Origin of the sequence: Pontibacterium sinense, assembly GCF_015209595.1 — a bacterium.
Taxonomy (GTDB): domain Bacteria; phylum Pseudomonadota; class Gammaproteobacteria; order Pseudomonadales; family Balneatricaceae; genus Pontibacterium; species Pontibacterium sinense.
The window spans coordinates 201,786-226,788 of record NZ_JADEYS010000004.1 but is presented as its reverse complement, the minus strand read 5'-3'; the positions used below and the strand labels follow the sequence as shown (position 1 = coordinate 226,788).

15 protein-coding genes and 1 tRNA gene are annotated in these 25,003 nt (G+C 52.1%); 5 read left to right on the top strand and 11 right to left on the bottom strand.

Features of this window, described 5'->3' with window-relative positions; all coding sequences use genetic code 11:
* Positions 1–105 precede the first annotated feature (105 nt).
* The 3 genes from IOQ59_RS05945 to IOQ59_RS05935 all read right to left on the bottom strand — a co-directional run bounded on the left by IOQ59_RS05945 (position 106) and on the right by IOQ59_RS05935 (position 3,612).
* Complete coding sequence (locus IOQ59_RS05945; RefSeq protein WP_193952355.1) at positions 106–1,590, bottom strand: sigma-54 interaction domain-containing protein; 1,485 nt, start codon at positions 1,588–1,590, stop codon at positions 106–108.
* A 1,073-nt stretch (positions 1,591–2,663) separates the two neighbouring features.
* Positions 2,664–2,740, bottom strand: a tRNA-Val gene (locus tag IOQ59_RS05940).
* 107 nt (positions 2,741–2,847) lie between these two features.
* On the bottom strand, positions 2,848–3,612 hold the full coding sequence (locus IOQ59_RS05935) for a substrate-binding periplasmic protein (RefSeq protein ID WP_193952354.1): 765 nt from the start codon (positions 3,610–3,612) through the stop codon (positions 2,848–2,850).
* A 117-nt stretch (positions 3,613–3,729) separates the two neighbouring features.
* Between IOQ59_RS05935 and IOQ59_RS05930 the strand changes: the two genes are divergently transcribed.
* Both IOQ59_RS05930 and IOQ59_RS05925 read left to right on the top strand, forming a co-directional pair.
* Positions 3,730–6,834 carry an AraC family transcriptional regulator ligand-binding domain-containing protein gene (locus tag IOQ59_RS05930; RefSeq protein WP_193952353.1) on the top strand — a complete coding sequence of 1,035 codons (3,105 nt, stop codon included), beginning with the start codon at positions 3,730–3,732 and terminating at the stop codon, positions 6,832–6,834.
* Positions 6,835–6,864: 30 nt separating this feature from the next.
* Positions 6,865–7,911, top strand: coding sequence for an ATP-binding response regulator (locus IOQ59_RS05925; protein WP_193952352.1), 1,047 nt, complete (start codon positions 6,865–6,867; stop codon positions 7,909–7,911).
* A 700-nt stretch (positions 7,912–8,611) separates the two neighbouring features.
* Here IOQ59_RS05925 and IOQ59_RS05920 read toward each other — a convergent pair.
* The 5 genes from IOQ59_RS05920 to IOQ59_RS05900 form a co-directional block, all read right to left on the bottom strand.
* Complete coding sequence (locus tag IOQ59_RS05920; protein WP_193952351.1) at positions 8,612–8,839, bottom strand: hypothetical protein; 228 nt, start codon at positions 8,837–8,839, stop codon at positions 8,612–8,614.
* A gap of 139 nt (positions 8,840–8,978) precedes the next feature.
* Positions 8,979–13,799: an NAD-glutamate dehydrogenase gene (locus IOQ59_RS05915; RefSeq protein WP_193952350.1), complete on the bottom strand. Its 4,821-nt coding sequence runs from the start codon at positions 13,797–13,799 to the stop codon at positions 8,979–8,981.
* Between the two features lie 164 nt (positions 13,800–13,963).
* Positions 13,964–14,395, bottom strand: coding sequence for a universal stress protein (locus IOQ59_RS05910; RefSeq protein ID WP_193952349.1), 432 nt, complete (start codon positions 14,393–14,395; stop codon positions 13,964–13,966).
* 56 nt (positions 14,396–14,451) lie between these two features.
* Positions 14,452–17,070 carry a TRAP transporter permease gene (locus IOQ59_RS05905; protein WP_193952348.1) on the bottom strand — a complete coding sequence of 873 codons (2,619 nt, stop codon included), beginning with the start codon at positions 17,068–17,070 and terminating at the stop codon, positions 14,452–14,454.
* A 139-nt stretch (positions 17,071–17,209) separates the two neighbouring features.
* Positions 17,210–18,199, bottom strand: a complete 990-nt coding sequence (locus IOQ59_RS05900) for a TAXI family TRAP transporter solute-binding subunit (protein WP_193952347.1) — start codon at positions 18,197–18,199, stop codon at positions 17,210–17,212.
* 362 nt (positions 18,200–18,561) lie between these two features.
* Here IOQ59_RS05900 and IOQ59_RS05895 point away from each other — a divergent pair, with 362 nt between their 5' ends.
* Both IOQ59_RS05895 and IOQ59_RS05890 read left to right on the top strand, forming a co-directional pair.
* Positions 18,562–18,894, top strand: a complete 333-nt coding sequence (locus tag IOQ59_RS05895; protein WP_193952346.1) for an SMR family transporter — start codon at positions 18,562–18,564, stop codon at positions 18,892–18,894.
* A gap of 11 nt (positions 18,895–18,905) precedes the next feature.
* Positions 18,906–20,492 (top strand): sensor histidine kinase, encoded by a 1,587-nt coding sequence (locus IOQ59_RS05890; protein ID WP_193952345.1) that lies wholly within the window; start codon positions 18,906–18,908, stop codon positions 20,490–20,492.
* A gap of 17 nt (positions 20,493–20,509) precedes the next feature.
* Here the strand turns inward: IOQ59_RS05890 and IOQ59_RS05885 are convergent, their stop codons facing one another.
* The 3 genes from IOQ59_RS05885 to IOQ59_RS05875 all read right to left on the bottom strand — a co-directional run bounded on the left by IOQ59_RS05885 (position 20,510) and on the right by IOQ59_RS05875 (position 23,778).
* Positions 20,510–21,490, bottom strand: coding sequence for a TAXI family TRAP transporter solute-binding subunit (locus IOQ59_RS05885; RefSeq protein ID WP_193952344.1), 981 nt, complete (start codon positions 21,488–21,490; stop codon positions 20,510–20,512).
* Between the two features lie 231 nt (positions 21,491–21,721).
* On the bottom strand, positions 21,722–22,399 hold the full coding sequence (locus IOQ59_RS05880) for a response regulator transcription factor (RefSeq protein ID WP_193952343.1): 678 nt from the start codon (positions 22,397–22,399) through the stop codon (positions 21,722–21,724).
* A 23-nt stretch (positions 22,400–22,422) separates the two neighbouring features.
* Positions 22,423–23,778 carry a cache domain-containing protein gene (locus tag IOQ59_RS05875; RefSeq protein WP_193952342.1) on the bottom strand — a complete coding sequence of 452 codons (1,356 nt, stop codon included), beginning with the start codon at positions 23,776–23,778 and terminating at the stop codon, positions 22,423–22,425.
* A gap of 167 nt (positions 23,779–23,945) precedes the next feature.
* Here IOQ59_RS05875 and IOQ59_RS05870 point away from each other — a divergent pair, with 167 nt between their 5' ends.
* Positions 23,946–24,815 carry an ATP adenylyltransferase family protein gene (locus IOQ59_RS05870; protein WP_193952341.1) on the top strand — a complete coding sequence of 290 codons (870 nt, stop codon included), beginning with the start codon at positions 23,946–23,948 and terminating at the stop codon, positions 24,813–24,815.
* The last annotated feature ends 188 nt before the right edge of the window (positions 24,816–25,003 follow it).

Genomic DNA, 25,003 nt, shown 5'->3' with positions numbered 1-25,003 from the left:
TCATTACGTTCAGCATTTATTGCTTTTGACGATGGCAGCAGCTGCATAATATTTATTACCTGGTAAGTATTGATATACAGGTAAAGGCGAAAGCCGTGCCAACTGTTAATTGATGTCTAATTTCTCTATGTAGTTGCTGAGCGTCTGGTAGTTATTTAATCCCAACAGCTCGGCCGCTTTTTTCTTTTTACCCTGTGCTACTTCCAGCGCCAGAGGAATATAGTGGCGCATGACATCATCACATAATGCCTGAACATCAATACCTTGCGAGACATCCTGGCCTAAGAGATCGGATTCCCGCTCAGGCATACGAAACAATGCCTGATCGATATCGGCCCGTGTAATCACATCAGACTGGCTCCACAGGGCTGCGCGAAGCAATGTAGAGTGCAACTCGCGTATGTTACCTTGCCAGGGCTGCCTTAAAATAAGATTTCTTCCCTCGACAGACACTTTTTTATCTTTCAGGTGTGAGTCAGACTGGCCAATCGCCGCCAATAGGTAATCGGTTAACCGGGATATATCCCCCTGCCGCTCTCGCAATGGTGGAAGGTGCAACACCCCCACTGCCACACGATAGAACAGATCCTCCCGAAAACGACCTTCACTTACCTCCAACATCAGATTTCGATTGGTTGCGGTGATAATACGTACATCAACCTGCTGCTCACTCTCAGCACCTATTGACGTAAACGAGCCGTCTTGCAAGACACGTAACAAGCGCACTTGCACGGATGCTTCCAGCTCACCAAACTCATCCAGAAACAGAGTGCCACCATTGGCTTGCGCAAACACCCCGGCTTTATCGACATTGGCGCCTGTGAATGCGCCTTTCTTATGCCCAAACAAAACGGAATCCACCAGATCAGTTGGAAAAGCGCCGCAGTTAACCGCAATAAACGGCTTGCCAGCACGCTGACTGGCGTTATGAATCGCCCGCGCAAACAACTCCTTGCCCGTGCCGGACTCACCGTAAATCAGCACAGGAACTTCACGCTCAGCCAGCACAGTGGCTTGCGATTTGAGGGTTTGCATCTGTGGATTATGCGTGATGATGTCATCAAAGGCGGCATCAATCGGCACCTCAGCCGCAGCAAGTCGACTTAAGGTCGCCGCCGACAATTTATCTGCAGCGGGCACATACTCTGCGGAAATGTCGAAGGGGATAACTGCCTGCTCGACACCCTGTTCCCGGGAAGACTGCCAGAAAGTCGCGGTATAACGCGTCTTGCCCAACAGAATCCATACCGCCTGCATGGCGGGGGTTCCGGGGCTTAATAGGATGTGCAGCTGATGTTCGTTATCGCGGCCTATCACCTCGGCCAGTAACGACTCAGCGCTTTGATATATCTCACCGAAGTGAATGGGTGATGAAAGGTCTACCCGACGCGCATTGATACTCTTCCCAGTCTGCTGTTGTAACCAGCGAAGGTAAGGCTCAACTTCTTGCTCAGGGTAATTATAAAGTAGCTCAACACAATCGTAGGATTGTGCAGACAGCGTAGCAATGAGTGGCCCACGGTCAGCGTCTTCAGCGTCGTTGCATTTTAGATCGTGGCCACCGATCCAGCTGACCAGTGTTCGTTCCATGAATATGATCCTTGACTCGCTGCAGCAGATCGGACAATCCACAAATGAATAACTCACAGAGTTGTACGATTGCGTCCAGATCAATTTTCTGAGCAGTTTCTTTATGATGCAATGCTACTGCATTAGCGGTGAGGATAGAACCAACATATATTGCCAACCAAAATCATCAAGCGTAACAGGAGAAACTTACCAACACGCCAACACAAATAGCCCCTAGTATTGCCGCCAGATTTCTACAGCTTAATCAACACTCCTTTCTTGGCTTAAGTTAACGCCTTTTATATCACCCCTCACATCCGCCAAACCTATCCCTGCACCTTCTATCAAGAAGTAGAGGCGTCCACATTTGAATTTGTTGATACTCGATATATCAGGATAAAAAGAAAATGATGATTAATCACGTAGGAGGCATATCCATTTCAAACTGTTCACACCAGTCATCGGGCTTTGTATGGCGTTCTCCGGCAACCAGATCACACAACATCGGATAGATTAGAGGGGGGCGATTTACAAAACACACAGCAGATTTCGGACCATCGAGCCTCAGTTCATTACTGGGCCGGATGTAGTAGCGACAATGCCAACAACAGTGGCCCGATTCCAGACAACGTTTTTCTGAGATGCCCATGAGAATGCCTGCCCAGGTTCAACCACACATATTCATTATAGAGCCGTATTACCCACTCATTTCTGATCAGTTACGCATTTTTCTCAAAAACCACCGGCACTTTTGATACGCACTCTCACTGAACGAGAGAAGCTAACTTTCAACCCTCCCCCCTTCTCCAGGAAGAAAGAAGTACATCAAAAAGCAGACCTCACTTCTATCTAAGCAATGGGGATTGAGCACTCGAAGTTAACCAGCTATTTGTAAACTAATAACCCACTCAGCGAACCTAAACGCCACTAACCTCCCAATGCATCGCCCTTACCAAAGTTAGTGCCAGTTAGGCTATCCGTTCTAGCCTTATAGAAAGCCAGTGAACGCATGACCCTATACTGACCCTAATTCAGACACAAACAAAAACAGCCGCTCGGCATGATCCGTAAGCGGCTGTTTTTGTTAATAATTTTGGTAGGACCAGGCGGATTCGAACCGCCGACCTCTACCATGTCAAGGTAGCGCTCTAACCAACTGAGCTATGGTCCTGAAGTGCCGCGTATTATAGATTTCTTTGTTGCTGACGCAAGCCCAATTTTCAATTTTTTGGCAACAATGTTGTAGCAGAGCACAATTCAAAGCACGATACTTACATCTCAGTTTCTAGGCTCGCCCTTGCCACAGAGATATTTACACACCAATCGGTCCAGCTCTCCCTGGTCTTCAAGACGCGTGATACTCTCGTTCATCGGTTTTAGCAGTGCCTTTTTATCCACATGTAAACGAAACATCACGGGATTACTTTCGTACGGCAGTGAGATTTCGTACTTTAGATTTCCTTCACGCTGGTAACGCAGGGCCAGAACTTCCTTCATCAGTCCGACCTCATTCCATCCTCGGTGCACCCGTTGAGCAATCTGCCACTGGTTAGAGAAGTCTTCGCGAATCAGGTCATCCGGGACGGAGGTACCACGAACGGTAGCCACACGACGGTTCTCCAGGTCTTTGAGGATAAACACCGGAAAAGAGAGTTCCGGACTGTAGATAATCACTTCATTCACAATGCCAAACGGACGGCTATAAAGGGATACTTGCTTTAGTTCAGGAGGTACTTCCAAATTCACCGACACTCCCGCTTCAATGTCGATTTCTCCTGATACAAAGTGGCGGCGCAAACGGGCCTGTGAAAGCGGCACAAACTCCAAATCTACGTCCAGGTCGGCGGCCACCAACCGTAACGTATCAACGTACACACCCTGATATTCACCACCGTCATCACGCCAGAAGAACGGAATCTGCCCCGGTAACGGCATCCCCACGCGCAATGTTTCGGCAAGTGCAGTGCCACACACACTCCCCAGCAGCAGATACGCTAACACCTGAACGGGGGAACACCTCCCCAAAATGGCACGCAAGGACATATTTCAAATATACTCTGTGTTAGTCTTATTTCAGATGGCTTAGAACATAATTGATCTTTACATGCCAACCCATTCAGCTCAACCGCCTATGTCGGTACTAATGTCGGTGACACTGCCGTGCACGTAACAACAGTCTCCGCAAAACTGCTCGAGCCGGTACTGCAACTGGCACGCCACTTCCGTCAGGCAGCAGGTCAGGATCTACAGAAACAGATTCTGGACATTGCTGCGCTCTCTGAGCAGGAGTTTACCAAACCCGGTGCTCGTTTTCCGGCAGCACGTTATCCCGCCGTACTGGAAACATTAGCCACCGTCAGCAATAACCCGCTCATAGCGCTTAACCTTGGTGAAGCAACTCAGCCCCGAATGCTGGGCTCGATCGGCTTCTTGATGTCCACAGCGCAAACGCTTGAATTGGCGTATCAGACACTGATCGATTATCTGCCGCTGCTGTTCGAAGGCGCGGTGTTGCAGATGGAACAGACCGTTGAAGGCACGCAGCTGACGCTTGAACTGAATCATAACGATCCACGGGCGGTGGAATACTTTCTCGCATGTCTGATCAATTGGCCACGCTGGTTAACCGGCCATCAGGTACCTGCCCGCGCGGTGCATCTAACGCTATCGGAACCGGAGAATATTCAGCCTTACCAGCAGTTTTTCGCTGCTGAGGTGACCTTTGGCGCGCCGCGCAATCAGTTGATGCTCAGCAGTGAATACCTCAGCCTGATCTGTCTTGATGCCAACAGTGAGATGCATCAACTGCATCGGGAGTTTGCCGATTCTCTGCTGAGCAAAGCGGCACTGCAAAACGCGCTCACCGCACAGACTCGCAACCTGATCCGTCAGCAGTTAGCCGAAGGCGGCGGTTCGGTGCGTCGCGAACAGATCGCTGCTGAAGTAGGTTTAAGTCTTCGCACTCTGCAACGAAAACTCGGCCAGCAAGGTAGTAACTTTCAGGACATTTATGACCAGACCCGTCGCGAGGTGTGTCTTCAGCTAATCCAGCGAGGACAGTTGAGTTTCGGAGAGATATCCTTTCAGCTCGGTTTTTCCAACCAGTCTGCTTTTCAAAAGGCCTTCAAGCGCTGGATGGGCATGGCGCCCAGCGAATATCGCCAACAGGTTAAACCTGCTGAAATTGATGCCATGGCCGTGCAGACACCCCAAACACAGGATGTAGACTGGCTCCAGGGCGATGATCGTGAGCTGATACTGAAGCAAAAACTCCGCAGCCTCAGTCATTTCAGTCGGGAGCTGCTCGAATGGGCTGCCATTTCAGGACACGTTTTCGATCTTAATCAACTCACCGATGTCACGGGAAATCCACTCGCCCGACTGGCTATTCACTTTTGGCCCGCAGAACAAGCCGGATTGATCATCGCTCTGAACGATAACGAGGATAAGACCCGTTACCGCTTCGCAAATGACGAGATATGGTCACACACCTACGAACACATTCAGATAGACGATCGCCAACACCGGCATCAGCGTTACGGCGAATCGTTGCATGACGCGTTACCGGCAGATGCAGGCTTAGAACGGATCAGCGAAGTGCTGCTTCATCTGGACCAAAGCCCCGTCGACACCTGCACACCTGATGCATTGCGCCAACGGCTGAAACTCACACTAGATGCAGCCTCACTGGCCAGAGAGGTCCAGGATTATCAATCAGCCAGCCACTATATGAGCGTCGCCAGCAGGCTACCTGAGGTAGAGGGACTACCCTCCCTTAAAACACGCAGGCTGCAGTGTGCCGATCTTCTGCTACTCGCGGGTGATATTGCTGAGGCCGAGCATACGATAAACGCACTTACGATCTCTGACCTTAACGTCACCGAAGCAGGTCAGATTGCTTTGATTCGTGCACGGATATATCAACATCAGGGACAACACGCTAAAGCGCTAAAGTATCTGCTTGAACAGCTAATACAACTTGATCTGCCACTGCCTGATCACGCCAACGATCAGCTGTCACTGCTGCTTAAACAGCTCACGTTTATCACGGCACAGTTCAGCGCTCAGGCGCTGACAGAGATGGGGGAGTCAACGGATGATCAGCAACATATCCGCCTCCAGCTGCTGGAACAGGTTAGTCTGCTTGCCCGCCAGCAAAGCCAACCGCTACTGTCCGCTTGTGCCATCGGCCGGATGACTGAGCTGAGCTTGCACCACGGTCGTACCCCCCAAACCGCATTTGCCTTCGTCAGCTATGCCTGGGTTGCCAGCTGGTTCTGTGCCGACTTCTCTTTGGCGCAGACCTTCTCAGCACAAGGCATGCAACTGGCCTCTCAGTTCGGCGGCGTACCCCAACCGGAAAACCATCTGTCTACCTACAAGAGTGGCAATCTCACCACCAGCGCAGCCCTAATCCACAGCAGTCAGGTGCAGCACTGGTTCACGCCGCTGGAAAAGGTGCAGGAACAGCTGGAACACATCGATTCGCTAACCGGTAGCGAAGGACAATGGCTGCAACAAAGTGAATGTCGCTTGCTGCAGGCACAGCTGAACCTGTTTAGCGCCAAACCACTCAGAGAACAACGGGAACACCTTCAGGCACAACATCAACAGATGCTGGACCAACAACAGCAACATCAGGCCGACCGCTTACAGGATTCTGTTCTGAGGTTGATCGATCAGCTCACCGATCAACAACCCGTCCCATCAAATGTGCAATACAAAGACGGCTGGCAAGCCGTCAGCACCATCATCAGCGCCCTGTTACTGGACCAGCAACACCTCTGGCCTCAGCTTTATCCGTGGGAAGCCCCTCTGGAGAATGAGCTGGCGGGCTACTTCAGTGTCAGCGAAGCGCTGTTCTGTACTGCGATGATGCGGCTGATTCAGGCTCAGCAACAACAAGCCTTAAGCCGCCGCCGTCAACTGGAGGTGGCCCATCTTGAATCACGCATGGAAATTTGGGCCCGCCACTGCCCGGATAACTTCAACGGTCAGCTATACCTGTTACGGGCAGAACTGGCCCGGTTGAACGACGAATCTCCGGGACGATTTTTTGAGCAAGCGCTGAATGCAACCGAACGTCAGAACTTCAGCTTTCACCGCGCGCTGATCTACGAACGTTATGCTGACTATCTCAGCGCAGATGAGCAAAACCATCTGGCCCGATTCTGCCTCAATGAAGCTCGTTGGTTCTACGAAAAATGGGGGGCAGACGCCAAGTTAAAACAGCTGGCACAGCGCCTCGCTTTGCTGGCAAAATAGTCATTCAAATAACAAGAATTGCAGTAGCGTATGACACCCTGGAAAGTATTGGTCGTAGATGACGAAGAAGGTATCCACGGCATTACCCGGATGATTTTCCGTGGTTACGAGTTCGAGCAGCGTCCCATTGAGCTGATCAGCGCCATGAGCAGCGCCGAAGCCAAACAGATGCTGACACAACATCCCGATACTGCCCTAGCGCTGCTCGATGTAGTGATGGAAACCGACAATGAAGGTTTATTGTTGGTGGAACATATCCGCAACCATCTCAATAATCAGGATATCCGTATCGTTCTGCGCACTGGCCACCCGGGGTACGCACCTGAAGCCCAAGTGATTGTGAACTACGATATCAACGATTACCTGAGCAAAGCGGAACTATCAGCATCACGCCTGCTGACCTCTGTGGTTGTCGCCCTGCGTTCTTTCCGGGATATCAAATCAGCACGGCAGCAAGCCGCAGCCCATCCGGAATCCTCAGCGACTGACAATCAACTACTGCAATCCGCTGCGGATCAGCTGAACAGCCAAATACAGCCGATTTTGAAACAGAGCCAGCGCCTGCAACAGTTTGATCTGAACCCGGTCGCCAAAGACCTAAGTGCTAACCTTCACGCCCAGCACCAGCGTTTGCATAACAGCATCAACCTGCTTCAGGAGCACGATACCGATCACAGTACCGACCTGATCGAGCCGGTTAAGCTGATGGATGAAATGTTACACACCTTCCTGCCACAAAGCCGAAGCGATGGCTGGTTGCTGGATTACAGCATCGATAGCGCACTTCCTGCGCAGATCAAAGCCGATCCGAAACTGTTACGGCGTTTAATGATGAGTGCGGTTGAACTGGCGATTGTGCAAGCTCACGGCCACGACCTGAAGCTCACTATGCAACGCGCGCCTCAGAACGATCAGTTCATCTTCTCGGTCGAACAAACCAATGGGCGGACAGTATTTAGCCGTGATACCTGGGCTGCGCATTTGTTGGTACAGATCGAATTGTTAGCACAACAGCTTCATGGACAACTGCTGGAAGTGGAAGACAACGGCGCGCTGCGCTGTGTTTTACCGTTGTAGCGGACTCATCTATCTTCGTCAGTGTGTGGGTATCGCCTTTAGCTCGACCCAACCTGCAGATCTGTTCCTCGCCCTCGGGCAGCTGTTCAGCTGTTCAGCTGCCGGTAGCCTAAAGACTGCCCTACAATTTTTCCGCGATAAATTCAGACACCAACCTAGTTCTCTTGCCCACCTCAAAAGGCTGGATACGTGCTATCCGGCCAAAAGATATACCTGTAGGGCAGCTTTTAAGCTGCCGGTAGTCTGGAGGACTACCCTACAATGTGTGCGTAATTCAGATCAGCGGATAACACCAAACGGTATCTCTTGAATTACCTCTACTAGGAAGTCGGATACGCAAACCACGCACACAAATGTCTCTGATTACCAGCCGATACGCCTGTAGGGCCGCTTTTAAGCTGCCGGTAGTCTGAAGACTACCCCACAATGTGCGTGCAATTCAGATCAGCGGATAACACGAATTGGTCTCTCTTGAATCACCTACTTCGGGAAAAAGGATACAGAAACACAAATCGCACGCACGGATGCTGATCAATTCAGGCGGGATGGGTGGGGATTCGGGATAAAAAACGCAAAAGGAGGGGCAGCAGCTGCATAGCAGCTGCTTGGGGTAGAAAACAACAGGGCTTCAGCTGTTTCCCGCCGCTCTGATATCTGCGCATATCAAAGCGGTTGAGCTCGGTAGTGGTCTGATTGACGCTTAGTTTTCAGACAACATGTAAATCGTCGCTTCTTCTCGCTGACGGTCGATCCATAGATCAGCGTCTTCACGGCTGTGGCTAAAGAACACCACACGTGACGTGATGCTCAATGTGCCATTGCGGCCAATTTCGTGGCGGTATACCCACCAGCTGTTGTCAGCAATCTGGCGAACTTTCAGTGCAAAATGAATCAGAGCGGCCGGGCGGAACGGATTTGTGGAAGTCATGATAGCGTCGTGTATTTTTTAGGGTCCAAAGTAAAAATTAAACGCTGCGCCCTCGCCCGAGTGCACAGCAGCATGTATTTCAGAGTGTTCATCACAGTAACGGCCCAGAGCTGAACCGTTACTGACTTCATACACAGGTTTATTTTGCCTGTGCCAGTTCCAACAGTTCACGGATTGCGACGGTATAGATAGCGAAATCCTGCTGGGCGCTGTTACGGATGTCGAGCAACAGACGCTGCCAGCGGTTCAGCAACACTTCGTTGCTCTCGAACCAACGGCTGACCAGTGCTTCTCCGCTCTCATCGGTATCCGCTTCAACATCTTCAACATCAGCACTCAAGACGCTGACAGTGATTGCTTGCTGATGGCGGGTCAGGTCTTCGCGGAAACCGTCACGCGCCATAGTTTCCCAATGGTTGCTGGTTTCCAGCTCTTTCACCTGATGGTCGAACCAGTGCAGCTGCAGACGATCGCCCAGACCAAAGTGGATCTGTGCAACTTTCTCCAGCGGTTGATTGGTCTCTTCCGCCGCCTGAATCACACCCAGCAGGGCATACAGGCTGTCCGCGCCCGCCACCACAGTGGCCAGTTCGGTTGGCACACCGGCAGTGACCAGATCATTGTGTTTCTGCTGCCAGCGTTCCAGCGGCTCACCGTTAAGCAAGGACTGCAACTGGCTGCTGATCTGCTGTACCGCTGGGCGGAACTGAGACACCGCACCCGCCACATCCATGGATGGACGCTGATGACGCAGGAACCAGTATGTCGCACGACGCACCATGCGGATCAGGTCAGCCATCATCTGCTGCTGCAGTGCCGCTTCAACCTGGTTATCCAATGCTTCGATATCACGCCACAGCTGCTGGACGCCAAACACATCACGTGCGATGACATAAGACGCAGCCACCTCAGCAGCCGCTGAACCGGACATCTGGCTCAGGCGGTCAGCAAAGGTAATACCCACGGTATTCACCATGCCGTTGGCAATCTGGGTAGCGATGATTTCGCGACGCAGACGGTGCTGATCGATCTGCTGATCGTAACCGTCGATCAGACGCTGAGGGAAAGCGGTCATCACTTCCTGACTCAGGTAGTCGTCTTCGGTGATCCAGGAATCGCTCAGTCCTTCTTTCAGTTCAGCCTTGATGTAGGAGATCAGAACCGACAGTTCCGGACGCGTCAGACCTAAACCGGCCTGCTTACGCTCCTGCAGCTGTTCTTCCTGCGGGATAAATTCCAGCTCACGGTCCAGCTTACCGTCATCTTCCAAACGGTTAATCAGGCGAGTGTATTCATCCATCGAGTTACGGGCATGGTTATGCGCGATACTGATCGCCTGTGCCTGCTCGTAGTTGTTCTGCAATACCAGGTCAGCCACTTCGTCAGTCATCTCGCGTAACAGCGCGTTACGCTGCTTCACGGTCAGGTCGCCATTGGCCACCACTTCGTTCAGCAGGATCTTGATGTTGACCTCGTGGTCGGAGCAATCCACACCACCGGCGTTATCGATAAAGTCGGTGTTGGACTTACCGCCGTTGGCACAGAACTCCATACGGCCCAGCTGAGTAAAGCCGAGGTTACCGCCCTCACCCAGTACACGACAACGCAGCTCATTACCGTTCACACGCAAACCATCGTTGGCCTTGTCACCGACATCCGCATGGCTTTCGTGGGTCGCTTTCACGTACGTGCCGATACCACCGTTCCAGATCAGATCGACCGGTGCTTTCAGCAACGCATTGATCAGATCATTCGGGTTCAGACGGTCCGCTTCAATCGCAAAGCGTTTTTTCATTTCAGGCGTAATATCGATCCACTTCGCAGCACGACTGAAGATACCGCCGCCGGCAGAGATCAACTCGGCGTTGTAGTCTTCCCAGCTGGAACGTGGCAGTTCAAACATGCGCTTACGTTCAACAAAGCTGCTCGCTGTGTCTGGGTTTGGATCGATAAAGATATGCAGGTGGTTAAAGGCAGCGCACATCTGAATGTGTTCAGACAGCAGCATGCCGTTACCGAATACATCACCGGCCATATCACCCACCGCAATCACACTGAACGCTTCAGACTGCGTATCCAGCCCCAGTTCACGGAAGTGCAGCTTGACGGATTCCCATGCGCCACGGGCGGTAATACCCATGCCTTTATGGTCATAGCCCTGCGAGCCACCGGAGGCGAATGCATCACCCAGCCAGAAGCCACGGTCTTCAGCAATTTCGTTCGCGATATCAGAGAAGGTCGCGGTGCCTTTATCTGCCGCTACTACAAAGTACGGGTCGTCTTCGTCATGACGGACCACATCCACCGGCGATACCACTTCACCTGCGACCAGGTTATCGGTGATATCCAGCAGTGCGCTGATAAAGATCTTGTAGCTGGCGATGCCTTCGTTCAGCCAGGCTTCACGACCACCTGTTGTTGGCAGCTGTTTCGCAACGAAACCACCTTTCGCACCCACCGGTACGATGACGGAGTTTTTCACCTGCTGGGCTTTTACCAAACCCAGTACTTCAGTGCGGTAATCCTCCAGACGGTCGGACCAGCGCAGACCACCACGAGCGACTTTACCGCCACGCAGATGCACACCTTCAACCCGTGCGGAGTAGACAAACACTTCAAACATCGGACGCGGTAGCGGAATATCGCTGATCTCACGCGGGCTCAGTTTGAAGGAGAAGTAATCTTTCAGTTCACCATCAGCGGTACGCTGGAAGAAGCTGGTACGCAACGTGGCTTTGATCAGCTCAAGGAAACGACGCAGGATCTGGTCTTCGTTGAGATTCGCCACTTTATCCAATGCATCCACGATGCTGGATTCAATACGACCAGCCAACGCAGCAACCTTGTCACTGCCCTGACGCTGAGGCTCAAAACGTGCACGGAACAGGGCAACCAGCAAACGGGTTACCTGAATGTGGCTGGACAATGCACCGGCGATATACGGCTGCGAGAAACCAAAACGGATCTGCTGACTGTAACGGGAATACGCACGCAGCATAGCCACTTCGCGCCAGTTCAGGTTCGCACCGATAACCAATTGGTTGAATTCATCATTTTCAGCACCGCCGCTCCAGATTTTGGCGAAGGCATCCTGGAAGACATCCTGCACTTCATCCAGTTCTACCGGCTCAGATCCCTGATAGATCAGCGTGAAATCGTGCATCCAGAACTGGCGGCCGTCTTCACGGCGTACGGCGTAAGGGTGCTCACCCACCACGCGCATGCCGAGGTTTTCCAGCACGGGGATCACGTCGGACAACACCAGCGGCTCATCAGCAACAAACAGCTTAAAGCGCAGGATTTCAGAGCTTTGTTCCAGTACGCGATAGAAGCTCATCGTGATCGGCTGTTCGGCACTCAGGGCTTCAATGCGCTGAATATCGTATACCGCGCTGGCTGGGCCAAAGTGTTCGCGGTACGCGCTGGTGAATGCAAAACGGTAGCTGTGCAGCAGTCGGTTGCCCTGCTCTTCACCACACACATCGGTCAGCGCCGCATGCAGATCATCGCTCCAGTCGCGGGAGATATTCACCACGTCCTCTTCCAGCTTGGCCATATCCAGCGTCGGAGGGTTATCCGGGTCGATACGCAGTACAAACTGTACGCGAGCCAGAACAGATTCACTGAATGTGGTGGTGAAGTCCGTACCGGTAGCACCGGTGGCCTTCATCAACAGATCCTGAATCTGCAAACGCAGTTCGGTGGAGAAAATGTCACGCGGTACAAAATAGAGGAACGTCATGAACTGATTGCAACGATCCGCACGTACCAGCAAACGGGCTTTACGGCGTTCGTTCAAACTGAAGATGCCCATGGCGATCTCCAGCAGCTGTGCTTCAGTGGTCAGAACCAGCTCATCACGTGGCAGATCATTCATGATCTGCAGCAAATGCTTACCATTGTGGCTACGCGGATCAAAGCCAATACTTTCCAATACCGCTTTGGCTTTGTCACGCACAACAGGGATAGCATGCATCGGCTCGGAATAAACCGCCGAGGTGTACAAACCGTGGAACCGGATCTTACCAACAACGTTGCCGTCTGCATCAAACTGCTTCAGTACAATACGGTCCATGTAGGCCGGACGGTGTACCAGTGAGTAACGTGCATCTTTTGCAAACATCAGCGGCGACGGTTCCAACAGGAACTCCCGCTCAGCATCGCGCAGGTCACCCAGAGTACTGTCTGAAGCGGCGGCTTTATCTAGCTTAAAGATACCCAGCTCAGAACCCGCCACGGTCATCACCTGATCACCTTCAATACGGATCTCATCGTATCCGAGGAAGGTAAAGTGATCGTCCAGCATCCAGCGCAGGAACGCCTGAATCTCTGCTTGCTCACCCTGTTTTTCGAGATCGGCCAGCATCGCTGCTGCACGGCCCTGCATCTCGGAATAATCGCTGACTGCCACACGGACATGCTCAAGCACTTTATGCAGGGCAGAGAGGATCGCTTTCAGTTCAGCATCATCACTGGTGCGATCGACTTCAAGATAAATAAACGACTCGGCAGACGTACCTTCTACGGACTTGTCACACAACTCCAGCAGATCACCGTTATCATCACGACGGGTAAACAGGATCGAATTATGGATTGTGTGAATCACCAGACCACGGCGGTTCAGTGCCATACGGACCGAATCAACCAGAAACGGCATATCGCTCTGTACAATCTCGATGACGGTGTGCTGAGCACGCCAGCCGTGTTGTTCCAGATCCGGGTTGTAGAGACGTACCTTTGGCGCGTCTGCATTAAAGTTCTGCAGGAACTGCCAACACGACAATGTCGCGCCGTAGAGGTTATCCAGAGAGCGTTCATTCAGCTCTTCGTGGGTCGCGGTCTGATAGTAACGACTTGAAAAGTCGGTCACCTGCGTGGCCATATCGGCAGACAGACGTTGCTGTAAAAGGTCAGTAAGCGGTGACAGCAACGAACTGCTGTCGCAGAGTTGGTCAGACATTGTCGTTTATTTATCCTGTTTAGACGTTAATTTTATAGTTATGCAAGTATAGAAGCATGAACAACTTAGTGCTGCTCAGTACGTAGATTCTTTTCCCGAATTTCCACCCCAAAACAGGACAAACTCCCGTTTTTATGACCTTTTCTTACCGGATGATTTTTAGCTCAGTTTTTGAGCAAAAGGACAGAGCAATTGGCACGTTCAACGACCCGCGCAGACACTGACCCAAGTAGAAATTCGTCTACCCGCGAACGATGATGGGCGGACATCACCACCAGATCGATCGCCTTATCTTTTACATATCCCACAATTTGCTCAGCCGGTGAACCTTCATACACTTTCAATACAGGCTTCACTTCTTCCGGCAATTCATCCTTGGCAAACTGCTTAAACTGACGTGCGACTTCGGTCACCGCTTTCTGGTGCTCTTTCTCGCTGAAAAACGAAGCGACCAGCGAGTTACTGAAACCCGGTACAACGGTGATCAAATGTAACTCTACCCCGTTTTCGCGAACTTCCCTTAGGGCCAGTTGAAGGGACTTTTTAGTGAACTCTGGCTCAGCCAGATCCACCGGTACTAGTACTTTTGTAAACATCAGCCATTCCTCCGGCAATACCCGACTGCATAACCATGCAGTCGGGATGCACATGTTTATGCTGCAGCAGGTTGTGCCACAGGTTCTTCTTTACGACGACGTCGCTGCAATACGATCAGCAAAGCCAGCAAGGCGATCGCCGGAATATAGATCAGCTGTTTTGGCGGCTGCACTTGTGGCGCTTCCGCTCCGGTAATCACTTGATCGAAGGCCAGACCGGCATGTTCCGCCGCACTGTCAAAGCCCACGTAGTCGACGATGGTTTTGCCATCTTTGTCCAACAATTCGATACCGGTTGATGCCAGTCGCGCGGCGCCGTCTTCACCTTCACCCAAATTCAGGATAGCCAGGAAGGAACGCGCGTTACCCACATCATCTTCACCATCAATCCAGATACGCAGCTCGGTACCCGGTTGCAGATTCCCTGCTTCCTGCACCAATGCGGACGGGCTGATCTGCTGATACGGCTCTACGATGCGATCCATCCAGAAGCCCGGACGGAACAACGAGAACGCAATCAACAGCAACAGACAGGTTTCGTACCAGCGGTTACGGGCAAAGAAGTAACCCTGTGTGGCCGCGGTGAAGATCAGTATGGCGATGGTCGCCACGATAAAGACCTGAATACCTTCCAACCAGGTCACATCAATCAGCAACAGGTCGGTATTGAAGATAAACAGGAATGGCAGCGCGGCCGTACGTAAGCTGTAGCTAAACGCCTGGAAACCTGTCCGGATAGGATCACCACCGGAGACGGCTGCCGCGGCAAATGAGGCCAGACCAACCGGTGGGGTCACGTCTGCCATGATGCCGAAGTAGAACACGAACAGATGCACCGCGATCAACGGTACGATCAGTCCGGATTCCTGACCCAGTGAGATCACCACTGGCGCCAGTAAGGAAGAAACAACAATATAGTTGGCCGTAGTTGGCAGACCCATACCCAGAATCAGACTGAGAATCGCGGTCAGAATCAGCATCAGCAGCAGGTTGCCCATCGACAACACTTCCACCAGATCAGCCAATACTGATCCCACACCGGTCTGAGACACCGCGCCAACGATGATACCGGCGGTCGCGGTCGCAATACCGATACCGATCATGTTTCGTGCACCCACGATCAGACCGTCAACCAGTTCATTGGCACCCTGACGCAGACGTGCACTCAGATTCCCCTGCTGGCGGAAGTACGCCATCAGCGGACGCTGAGTCACCAGAATCACGATCATCAGGATGGTTGCCCAAAATGCAGACAACCCCGGTGACAAACGCTCGATCATCAAACACCACACCAGCACGACGACCGGCAACAGGAAGTGCAAACCGGATTTAACGGTTGGCCCAACTTCCGGCAACTGCAGCATCGGTGCGTTTGGATCATCCAGCGCCAGATCAGGCACACGGGATGCAAAACGGATCAGGTAGAGATACACCACCACCAGCAACGCCGCGATCACCATGCCCGCAAAGTCACCAAACACCGGTTTAATCCAGCCAATGCCGTAGTACACAATTGCAGCAATACCCGCCGTGGTCAGGAACCCGGTCAGGATACCGATCAGACGCAACTGCCATGCTTTCACTGCAGTACGACGTGGCAAGCCATACATGTTCTGTTTCAGTGCTTCCAGATGCACGATGTAGATCAGCGCGATGTAGGAGATCAGCGCAGGCAGAAATGCATGGGTGATAACTTCCACGTAGGAGATCCCCACGTACTCCACCATCAGGAACGCCGCAGCGCCCATCACGGGTGGCATAATCTGTCCGTTCACAGACGAAGCGACTTCAACCGCACCGGCTTTTTCGGAGGAGAACCCCACCCGTTTCATCATCGGGATGGTAAACGTACCCGTGGTCACCACGTTGGCAATAGAGGAACCGGAGATCAAACCGGTCAGACCGGACGATACCACCGCCGCTTTTGCCGGACCGCCACGCATGTGACCCAGCAGCGAGAACGCAACCTGAATGAAGTAGTTACCGGCACCCGCTTTATCCAGCAGCGCACCAAAAAGAACAAACAGGAATACAAAGTTGGAGGAGACGCCAAGCGCAATACCAAAAACGCCTTCCGTGGTTAGCCATTGATGGTTAACAAGCTCTTTTAGTGTGACGCCTTTGTGCGCAATCAGCTCCGGCATGTACGGACCGGCCAGAGAGTATGTCAGGAAGACGATTGCAACGATCATCAACGGTGGACCCAAAGTACGACGGGTCGCTTCCAGCAACAGGATCAAACCGGTGATAGACACCACCAGATCCTGAGTATTTGGCAAACCCGGACGGCCCACCAGCTGCTCGTAAAACAGATAAATATAAGACGCACTGAACGCACCCAGCAGGCACAGGACAGTATCGGTCACAGGAATATGGTGTCGGGGAGATCGGGCCAGCGCAGGATACGCGGTAAAAGCGAGGAAGGTCGCAAATCCCAGATGGATCGCCCGGACTTCGGTGTCGTTAAAAATGCCAAAGCTGCCAATCAGCGGCCAGTCATAAAACGGCAGTGGAGATGCTATCCACAGCTGAAACAGGGACCAAAACAGCGCAACTGCCAACAACAGCTTACCCTGCCAGCCTTCAGGAATTCGTGCGCCCGTATCATTGGCAGCAACCATCTCCTGAAGTTCTTTTTCGTCGACCTGATCCTGTCTGCTTTGCAGATTCGTCATATCAGCTCCAAAAAAACAGAATGAAAAAAAGAGACCTCTGCCCTACTCGGGCTGATCTGCACATCAGAAAGTGAGCAAGACAAAGGTCTCTGGAGAAGGCTTAAAGCCTCCTAACTAAAAAAAGCGCGGGAATGCAGGCTTACATCCAACCCTTTTCTTTGTAGTAACGAACCGCACCGTCATGCAGAGGAGCAGACAGGCCGCCAGAGATCATCTGCTTAGGATCCAGGTTGTTGAAAGCAGGGTGCAGACGCTTGAAGCGATCGAAGTTATCGAATACCGCTTTAACCACCTGGTATACAGTGTCAGCGTCAACGTCAGCGGAGCTTACGAAAGTTGCAGCGTTACCGAAGGTTGCTACGTCTGCGTCAGAACCTTTGTACAGGCCGCCTTTGATGGTTGCATTTGCATAGTAATCGTTTTCAGCGATCAGCTTGTCGATCGCAGCACCTGTTACAGGGATCACTTTTGCATCACAAGAAGTCGTTGCTTCTTTGATCGCACCGGATGGGTGGCCAACGGAATAGATCATCACGTCCAGCTTGTTGTCACACAGTGCCTGAGCCTGCTCAGAAGCTTTCAGCTCAGCTGCCAGCTTGAAGGAATCACGCGTCCAGCCTTTCTCAGCCATGATCACTTCCATGGTGCCGCGAGTACCGGAACCTGGGTTGTTCAGGTTGACACGTTTGCCGACCAGATCATCGAAAGATTCAACACCGGAGTCTGCACGGGCAACAACAGTGAATGGCTCGTTGTGTACGGAGAACAGTGCACGCAGGTTTTCAAACTTACCCTGATCCATGAAGGTCTTGTGCTTAGTGCCGTTCAGCGCGTGGAACTGCCAGTCAGACTGGGCCATGCCCATGTCCTGCTGACCCTGACGGATAGCGTTGATGTTCGCTACAGAACCGCCGGTAGAAGGCGCAGTACACTTGATGCCGTGGTCTTTAGTTTCACGGTTTACCAAACGGCAAACAGACTGGCCTACAACGTAGTACACACCTGTCTGACCACCCGTACCGATAGTCACATAGGTTTGTTCTGCACTCACTGTGGTTGCAGAGAAAGTAGCAGCCAGACCAACCGCTGAGGAGAAAAGCGTCGTTGCGAGTTTGTTCTTCAGAGACATGGGAACCCTTCTTATCGTTATTTACCCGCAATGCGGGCAGTAAATAAGTTCTTTACAGCAGCTCACTCGCTACTGTCCTTTTTCCCTGCCATCTAATGTGAAACACATCAATGTGACAGGAATACCGTCTTAAAGGAGACCCCTCTAACATAGGGGAAAGGCAGCACCACCCAGACCGCCTTCCATGCCAACAAAACCTCCTCGCGTGCCACTTTTCACAATACCCTGCGCTAAGTTGCCAAAAAGGGCTAAAGTCTGCCTATATAAGCCGTGGCCGATGGTGTTATTTCCCGCTTGTTTAACGCCAGCGGTTTGTGAAAAACTTTCTGCCTCAGCGATCACTATTAGGAAGACGCTTATTTATGAAAAACTGGCTGTTTCTGGGTGTTGCCATTGCATCAGAAGTCATCGCGACCACCGCGCTAAAATCCAGCGATGGTTTTTCTAAGCTGTGGCCCTCCCTATTGGTGATCTCAGGGTATGGTGTTGCCTTCTATGCACTGTCGATGACCCTGCACACAATACCTTTGGGGGTAGCGTATGCGATCTGGTCAGGACTGGGGATTGTATTTGTGAGTGTTCTGGCGCTACTGATTTACGACCAAAAGCTGGACCTTCCCGCAGTCATCGGTATCGGCCTTATTGTTCTGGGCGTGATTGTGATCAATCTGTTTTCCAAAACCTCTTTGCACTAGATAAAGACGCTATGAGCCTGCTGCAACGCATCAACCAACTTCGTTATCAAAAGCCATTGGGGATTCGCCTGCTGGCGGCAATCTTGCTATGCAGCTCCGCGATCACACTGATCGCCACCGGCACACAGCTCTGGCTCGACTACCGTTACGAACTCTCCGCCATTGATGAACGCCTGCAACAGATCGAAGCCAGCTCGCTGAACAGCCTCTCTAACAGTCTGTGGGAAATCAGCCCGGATCAGATTCAGGTTCAGCTGGACGGTCTCTATCAACTGCCCGACATCCAGTATCTGGAGATCAGCTCACAATATGGCGACTTCTATGCAGCGGGTAAGCGACCGGAAACCGGTCCGATCGTTGAGCGACACTATGATCTGCAGCACAAAGCCGCTAACAGCACCGTGTATGAGGTGGGCAAACTGACCCTGATTATCAGTCTGGATGAGGTCTACCGCCGTCTGGGTGATAAAGTGCTGGTGATCCTTGCCTCACAGGGGATCAAAACGTTTCTGGTCTCGATCTTTATCCTCACCATCTTCCACCGTCTGATCACCCAGCATCTGGGCACGATGGCGCAATATGCCCGTCGCCTGAAACTGGATCATCTGGACCGCCCGCTGATTCTCAAGCGCAATGGCAAAGCCCGCGATGACGAACTCAGCCAGGTGGTGGATGCGATGAATGGCATGCGGGAATCAATGCTGAAAGATATGAGTAAACGTGCCGAAGCTGAACATGCCCTGGAGAAACTGAACACTGAGCTGGAACAAAGGGTCACGGATCGCACCCAGCAGCTGGAAGAGCGTAATCAGGAACTGCATGAGACACTGGAAAAACTGCAAGCCACCCAGCAACAGCTGGTTGAATCCAAGAAGCTGGCAGCCCTGGGGGGACTGGTAGCGGGTGTTGCCCATGAGATTAACACCCCAATAGGCATTGGTTTTACAGCAGCCTCTTTCCTTGCGGATCAGGCCACACTGCATAAGCAACAACACCCAGACGATCCACTGGCGGATACCGCGGTGGAGAGCAGCCAGTTAATCTGCCAGAATCTGGAGCGTGCCGCCCAGCTGATCAGCGCCTTCAAACAGGTATCGGTCGATCAATCGAGCGAGCAACAGCGTCAGTTCGACCTGATCCAGTATCTGGATGAGATTTTGCTCTCCCTGCGTCCACGCCTGAAACGCTGTAACCCTGAAGTTATCATCAACGGTCCTGACCATCTTCTGCTCGACAGCTATCCGGGCAGTTTCTATCAGATCTTCACCAACCTGATTTTGAATTCGCTGCTGCATGGGTTTGAAAATCAGCCCGGTGGAAAGATCACCATTACACTCACGCCACAAACGGACAGCCTGAAGATCGATTACGCGGACAACGGTGTGGGAATTCCAGACGGCTGGCAGTACAAGCTGTTTGAACCGTTTATGACCACCAAACGGAATCAGGGCTGCAGCGGTTTAGGGATGCACATCACTTTCAACCTGGTGAGCCAGCTCTTAAACGGACATATCTGTTGTGTACCCGATGAGAGCGGCGCTCACTTCCAGATTGATCTGCCATTAGTGACCACGGCTTCAACTGAAGCGATCCGCTAAAGCACTTACCGGAGGTGTTAGGGCTGGAGCAGTCCAGCGTCCTGGAAGTAGCGTTGCGCGCCCGGATGCATGGGCGCCGCCAAAGACGGCTTCACCATATCTTCAATCTTTAAGTCGACAAAGGCAGGATGCATGCGGCGGAAACGCTCGAACTGACTGAACAGGGATTTCACCACGGCATACGCCACTTCATCCGGCAGATCAGCACGGGTAAACAGAGTCGCATTCACACCCGCAGTTGTGACATCAGGCTGACTCGCATCATAGTAATCCCCCCGCAGGGACAGCGGGTGATAATGAGGATTGGTGGTGGTCAGGGTTTCAATATCTTCCAATGACAGGCTGACCAGCTGACTGTCGCAGTCACGCAATGCTTCCTTAATCGCACCGCTGGGATGTCCCACCACATATAAGGTGGCATCGATGCGGTTTTCACACAGCGCATCGGCCTGATTCGCCGGTGCCAGCTGATGCACCTCAGCGAAATCATCCAGGCTCCAGTTGCGTGTTGTCATCAACATCGCCATTGTGATCCGCTGACTACTGCCCTCTTTGCCAATATTGATACGTTTATTGTAAAGATCAGCGAAGCTCTTGATGCCGCTGTCGGTGCGGCTGAGTACTGAGATGTATTCTGGGTACAGGCTGATCAGCGCACGCAGTTGTGGGTCCGGGCGGTCAAATTTACCGCGACCGTTCACCGCGTTGAAAAGCTGGCCCGCTTCAGCAATGCCCATGTCCAACTTGCCGCTGGAGACTTTTCGAAGATTCGTAACAGAACCGGGCGTATTACGCACCGCACAGCGAATGCCATGCTGCTCTCGGGTCAGATTCACCAGACGACACAAAGCGCCGCCAGCCGGGTAATAAAGACCCGTAACACCACCGGTACCTAAAGATACGAGACGATTTTCCGCATAGGCGGGGTTCAGCGCGCACAGGCTGAATGCAATGCTAAATACTACGCAACCGGTCAGTTGCTGCAGCCAATCTCTCATTATTGTTCTCTTGGATCTGCACAATCAGCGATGGGCCAGTGTATCAAAGTTCCGAGCCAGTCACATAGAAAGCAACAATACGTCAGTGGCATCCAACACTGGGCAACTAAACCAAACCTGTAGGGCACCCCTTCAGGGTGCCGGCAGGCTGGAAGCCTGCCCTACAATATACAAACACCATGTAGGTTGGCGACGAGCTAAGCGATTCCCAACATCCATCCGATTCCACAATCACAAACTGATCAGGTTGTGCTCCAACGCATACTTGGTCAGCCCTGCGGCCGTTTGAATATTGAGCTTCTGCTTAATGTTCTGACGGTGGGTTTCAACTGTACGCACGGAGATATCCAACGCACGGGCGACTTCTTTATTTACTTTCCCTTCGGCGATCAGCTTGAGCACCATCTCTTCACGCTTGGTCAGACCGGTATCCGGTTTTTCGGGCTGGTCACTTTTGGAGAACTCACTGAACAGCGCCTCGGAAGCCCCCGCGCTAAAGTAGGTCCCACCCTGATGAACGGTCTGGATCGCACGAATCAGCTCATCGGATGATACATCCTTCAACACATATCCCGCCGCGCCACTCTGGATCATCTTGACAATATATTCGCGGTTCTCATGCATGCTAAGGATCAACACCCGCGCTTCCGGCTGATCGTTCTTAAAATGCTCTGCCGCTTCCAACCCATTCATCACCGGCATGGAGATATCCATCAACACCACATCAGGTTTGAGTTCGGCCGCTTTTTCCAGCGCCTGCTGCCCATTGTTGGCCTGCCCAATCACCTCGATACCGGGTTCGCTTTCCAGCCGGGCACTGATCCCTTCCAACACTAACGGATGATCATCCACCAGCAAGATACGGATGGTGCTGACTGCCGGATTGTCCTGGGTTCCGATGTGAGGCATAAGGTTCTCTTCTTAAATTGGGATCAGGTTACAGGTTCCAGCCTAAACATAGCACGCACGCGGGTGCCCATGGAGGGACGACTGCGAATCTCAAAACTACCGCCCAGCAATTCGGCCCTTTCGCGCATATTCATCAGACCGATCCCTTCGTGCTGTGAGCGGTTTGGCAAGGCAAAACCACAACCGTTATCTTTAAGATCAATCCGCAGGGTATTGTCCTGCGGCCAGATTCTGAGCACAACTTCAGTTGCCTGCGCATGACGCTCTACATTGGTAATCGCTTCCTGCACGATACGGTACAGGGTGATCTCAATATCATCGGGCAGTCGATGCTCAGGCAACTCTAAACGGATATTGTTATGGATGCCGGTGCGTTCAGCAAAATCATCCAGCATACTCACCAGCGCAGCTTTCAGCCCCAGATCATCCAGCAGGCTCGGCCGCAGATCATGGGAGATCTGCCGAACTTCCTGAATCGCCTGATTTAACACATCACCGGCTTTATCCAGATTTTCTTTCGCACTCGCCGGGTCAGACTCTAGTCGATCACGGCCCAGCTCAATCCGAAACTTCACCGACACCATCAACTGGTTAATCCCATCGTGCAGCTCACGGGCAAAGTTGCGTCGCTGATTCACCTGAAACTGCACGTACTTGTGGATAATCGCGCGTAACCGCTTGTCCGCTAACTGACCCGCATGCACGTTAATCGCCACACCGATCAGAATAATAATGATCACCGTCCCGGCCAGAATCATCAGTACAGTGAAAAAGGTGTTACGGATATTTCGGTCAACTAGCCCACGCGTCTTAGCCACTTCTTCTGCGATATCGTCGACATACAGACCGGTGCCCATCATCCAGTTCAGCTTAGGAATATTCACCACATAACTGAGCTTGTCTTCCAGTCCGCCTTTTGAGGGTTTACGCCAGTGGTAACGAAAATACCCGCCACCGTCTTGTGCCTTTTGCAGTAACTCACGTATCACAAAATTGCCGCGTTGATCCTGTAGGTTAATCAGGTTTTCGCCCACCAGCTCCGGCTGCTTGGGATGGACCAGATTGATACCTTGCTGATCGTAGGCAAAAAAGTAACCGTCATCACCGTAGGTCAGACTGTGCAGAATACGCTTAATTTCAGACTCCGCCGCCCTATCACCCGGCTCATAATCCGCAACAATATGGGCAATAGAGGTCATCGCCAGGCTGAGATAGTTCTGCAACTCGTTACGTTTGGCCGCCAGCAACTGTTCTTCGAAGGTGCTGATCTCCTGTTCCGACAGATCATGCGCCTGCCGCTGACTGATCAGCGTAATCGCGGCTGTCATCAGAATCAGAGGTAGCAACGCCAGCAGGAGTATTTTGGACTTGAGTGACATAGGAGAATGATAATTCCAAATTGAATTCATCGTGCCTGACAGCTGAGTAAAATTCCATCAGCTGCGATCTATTCTAGGTAGTAATACGTAGAGATTGCGTACTAATACTCATCGTTTTCAGATTAGAATAACCGACAGTGATATGCAGGGATAACAGGGAAATACAGATGAACGATTCAGCAGCCACACTGATGCAGGATGTAGAACGAGTCACTCAAGGCGCACTGGCCAGTGGTGCATTGCAATCCATCGACACAGCCTATGAACATGTCACGGATGCCGGGCAAAGCTTTTTGCTACGCACCCTCTCCAACCTGAAACGCAAAGAAGATGCGGCACAACGTTTAAAGAAAGCGGGAGATACCCGCCGTAACCCCTTTAAACCCTATGACGAAGCCCTGTATGTACGCGATCTCGGCGATGACCATATCTGCTTGCTAAACAAATTTAACGTCGTCGATCACCACCTGCTGATCGTCACCCGAGAGATGGAATCTCAGCAAGATAAGATCAAGCAACGGGATTTTCAGGCACTGGCGCAGGTGATGCAGGAGATCGACGGACTGGCCTTTTATAACGGCGGCAAAATCGCCGGTGCCAGCCAACCGCACAAACACCTGCAACTGATCCCGCTGCCCATGACCGCCTGTCAGGAGCTGCCCTTCTCTGACGCCCTGAATCAGCTGAAACCGGGACACCCCAACAGCCGTCTAGAACTGGGCTTCCGTCATTCGGGAATGCAACTGCCTGAAGGCTTGTTTGATGATCCGTCCCACGCCGCCGATGCCTTGAAAAACACCTACAATCAACTGCGCGAAGAACTGGAGATTAAAGACGATGGGCTGCAAACCACCTCGGCTTACAATCTGCTGATCACCCGCAAGTGGATGCTGATGGTCCCGCGCACTAAAGAGTCATTCGAGGGCGTCTCATTTAACTCTCTGGCCTTTGTCGGTGCCTTGCTGGTCCGGTCAGAAGAGGAAGCGGTTAGGCTAAAAGAACATGGTTTGATGAAAGTGTTGGCGAGCGTTTGCTAACCCCTGAGGTGCATATCTCACCCATACCCGCTTCTTCGCACACCGCCAAATTCGCGAGTAACGTAAGCCACTGTATGGATTCCCACGGGGGACCATGGGAACCAGAAAAATACCCGGATCGTCGCACGCCGCCAAACTCTCTGGTAACGTAAGCCACTGTATGGATTCCCACGGGGGACCATGGGAAC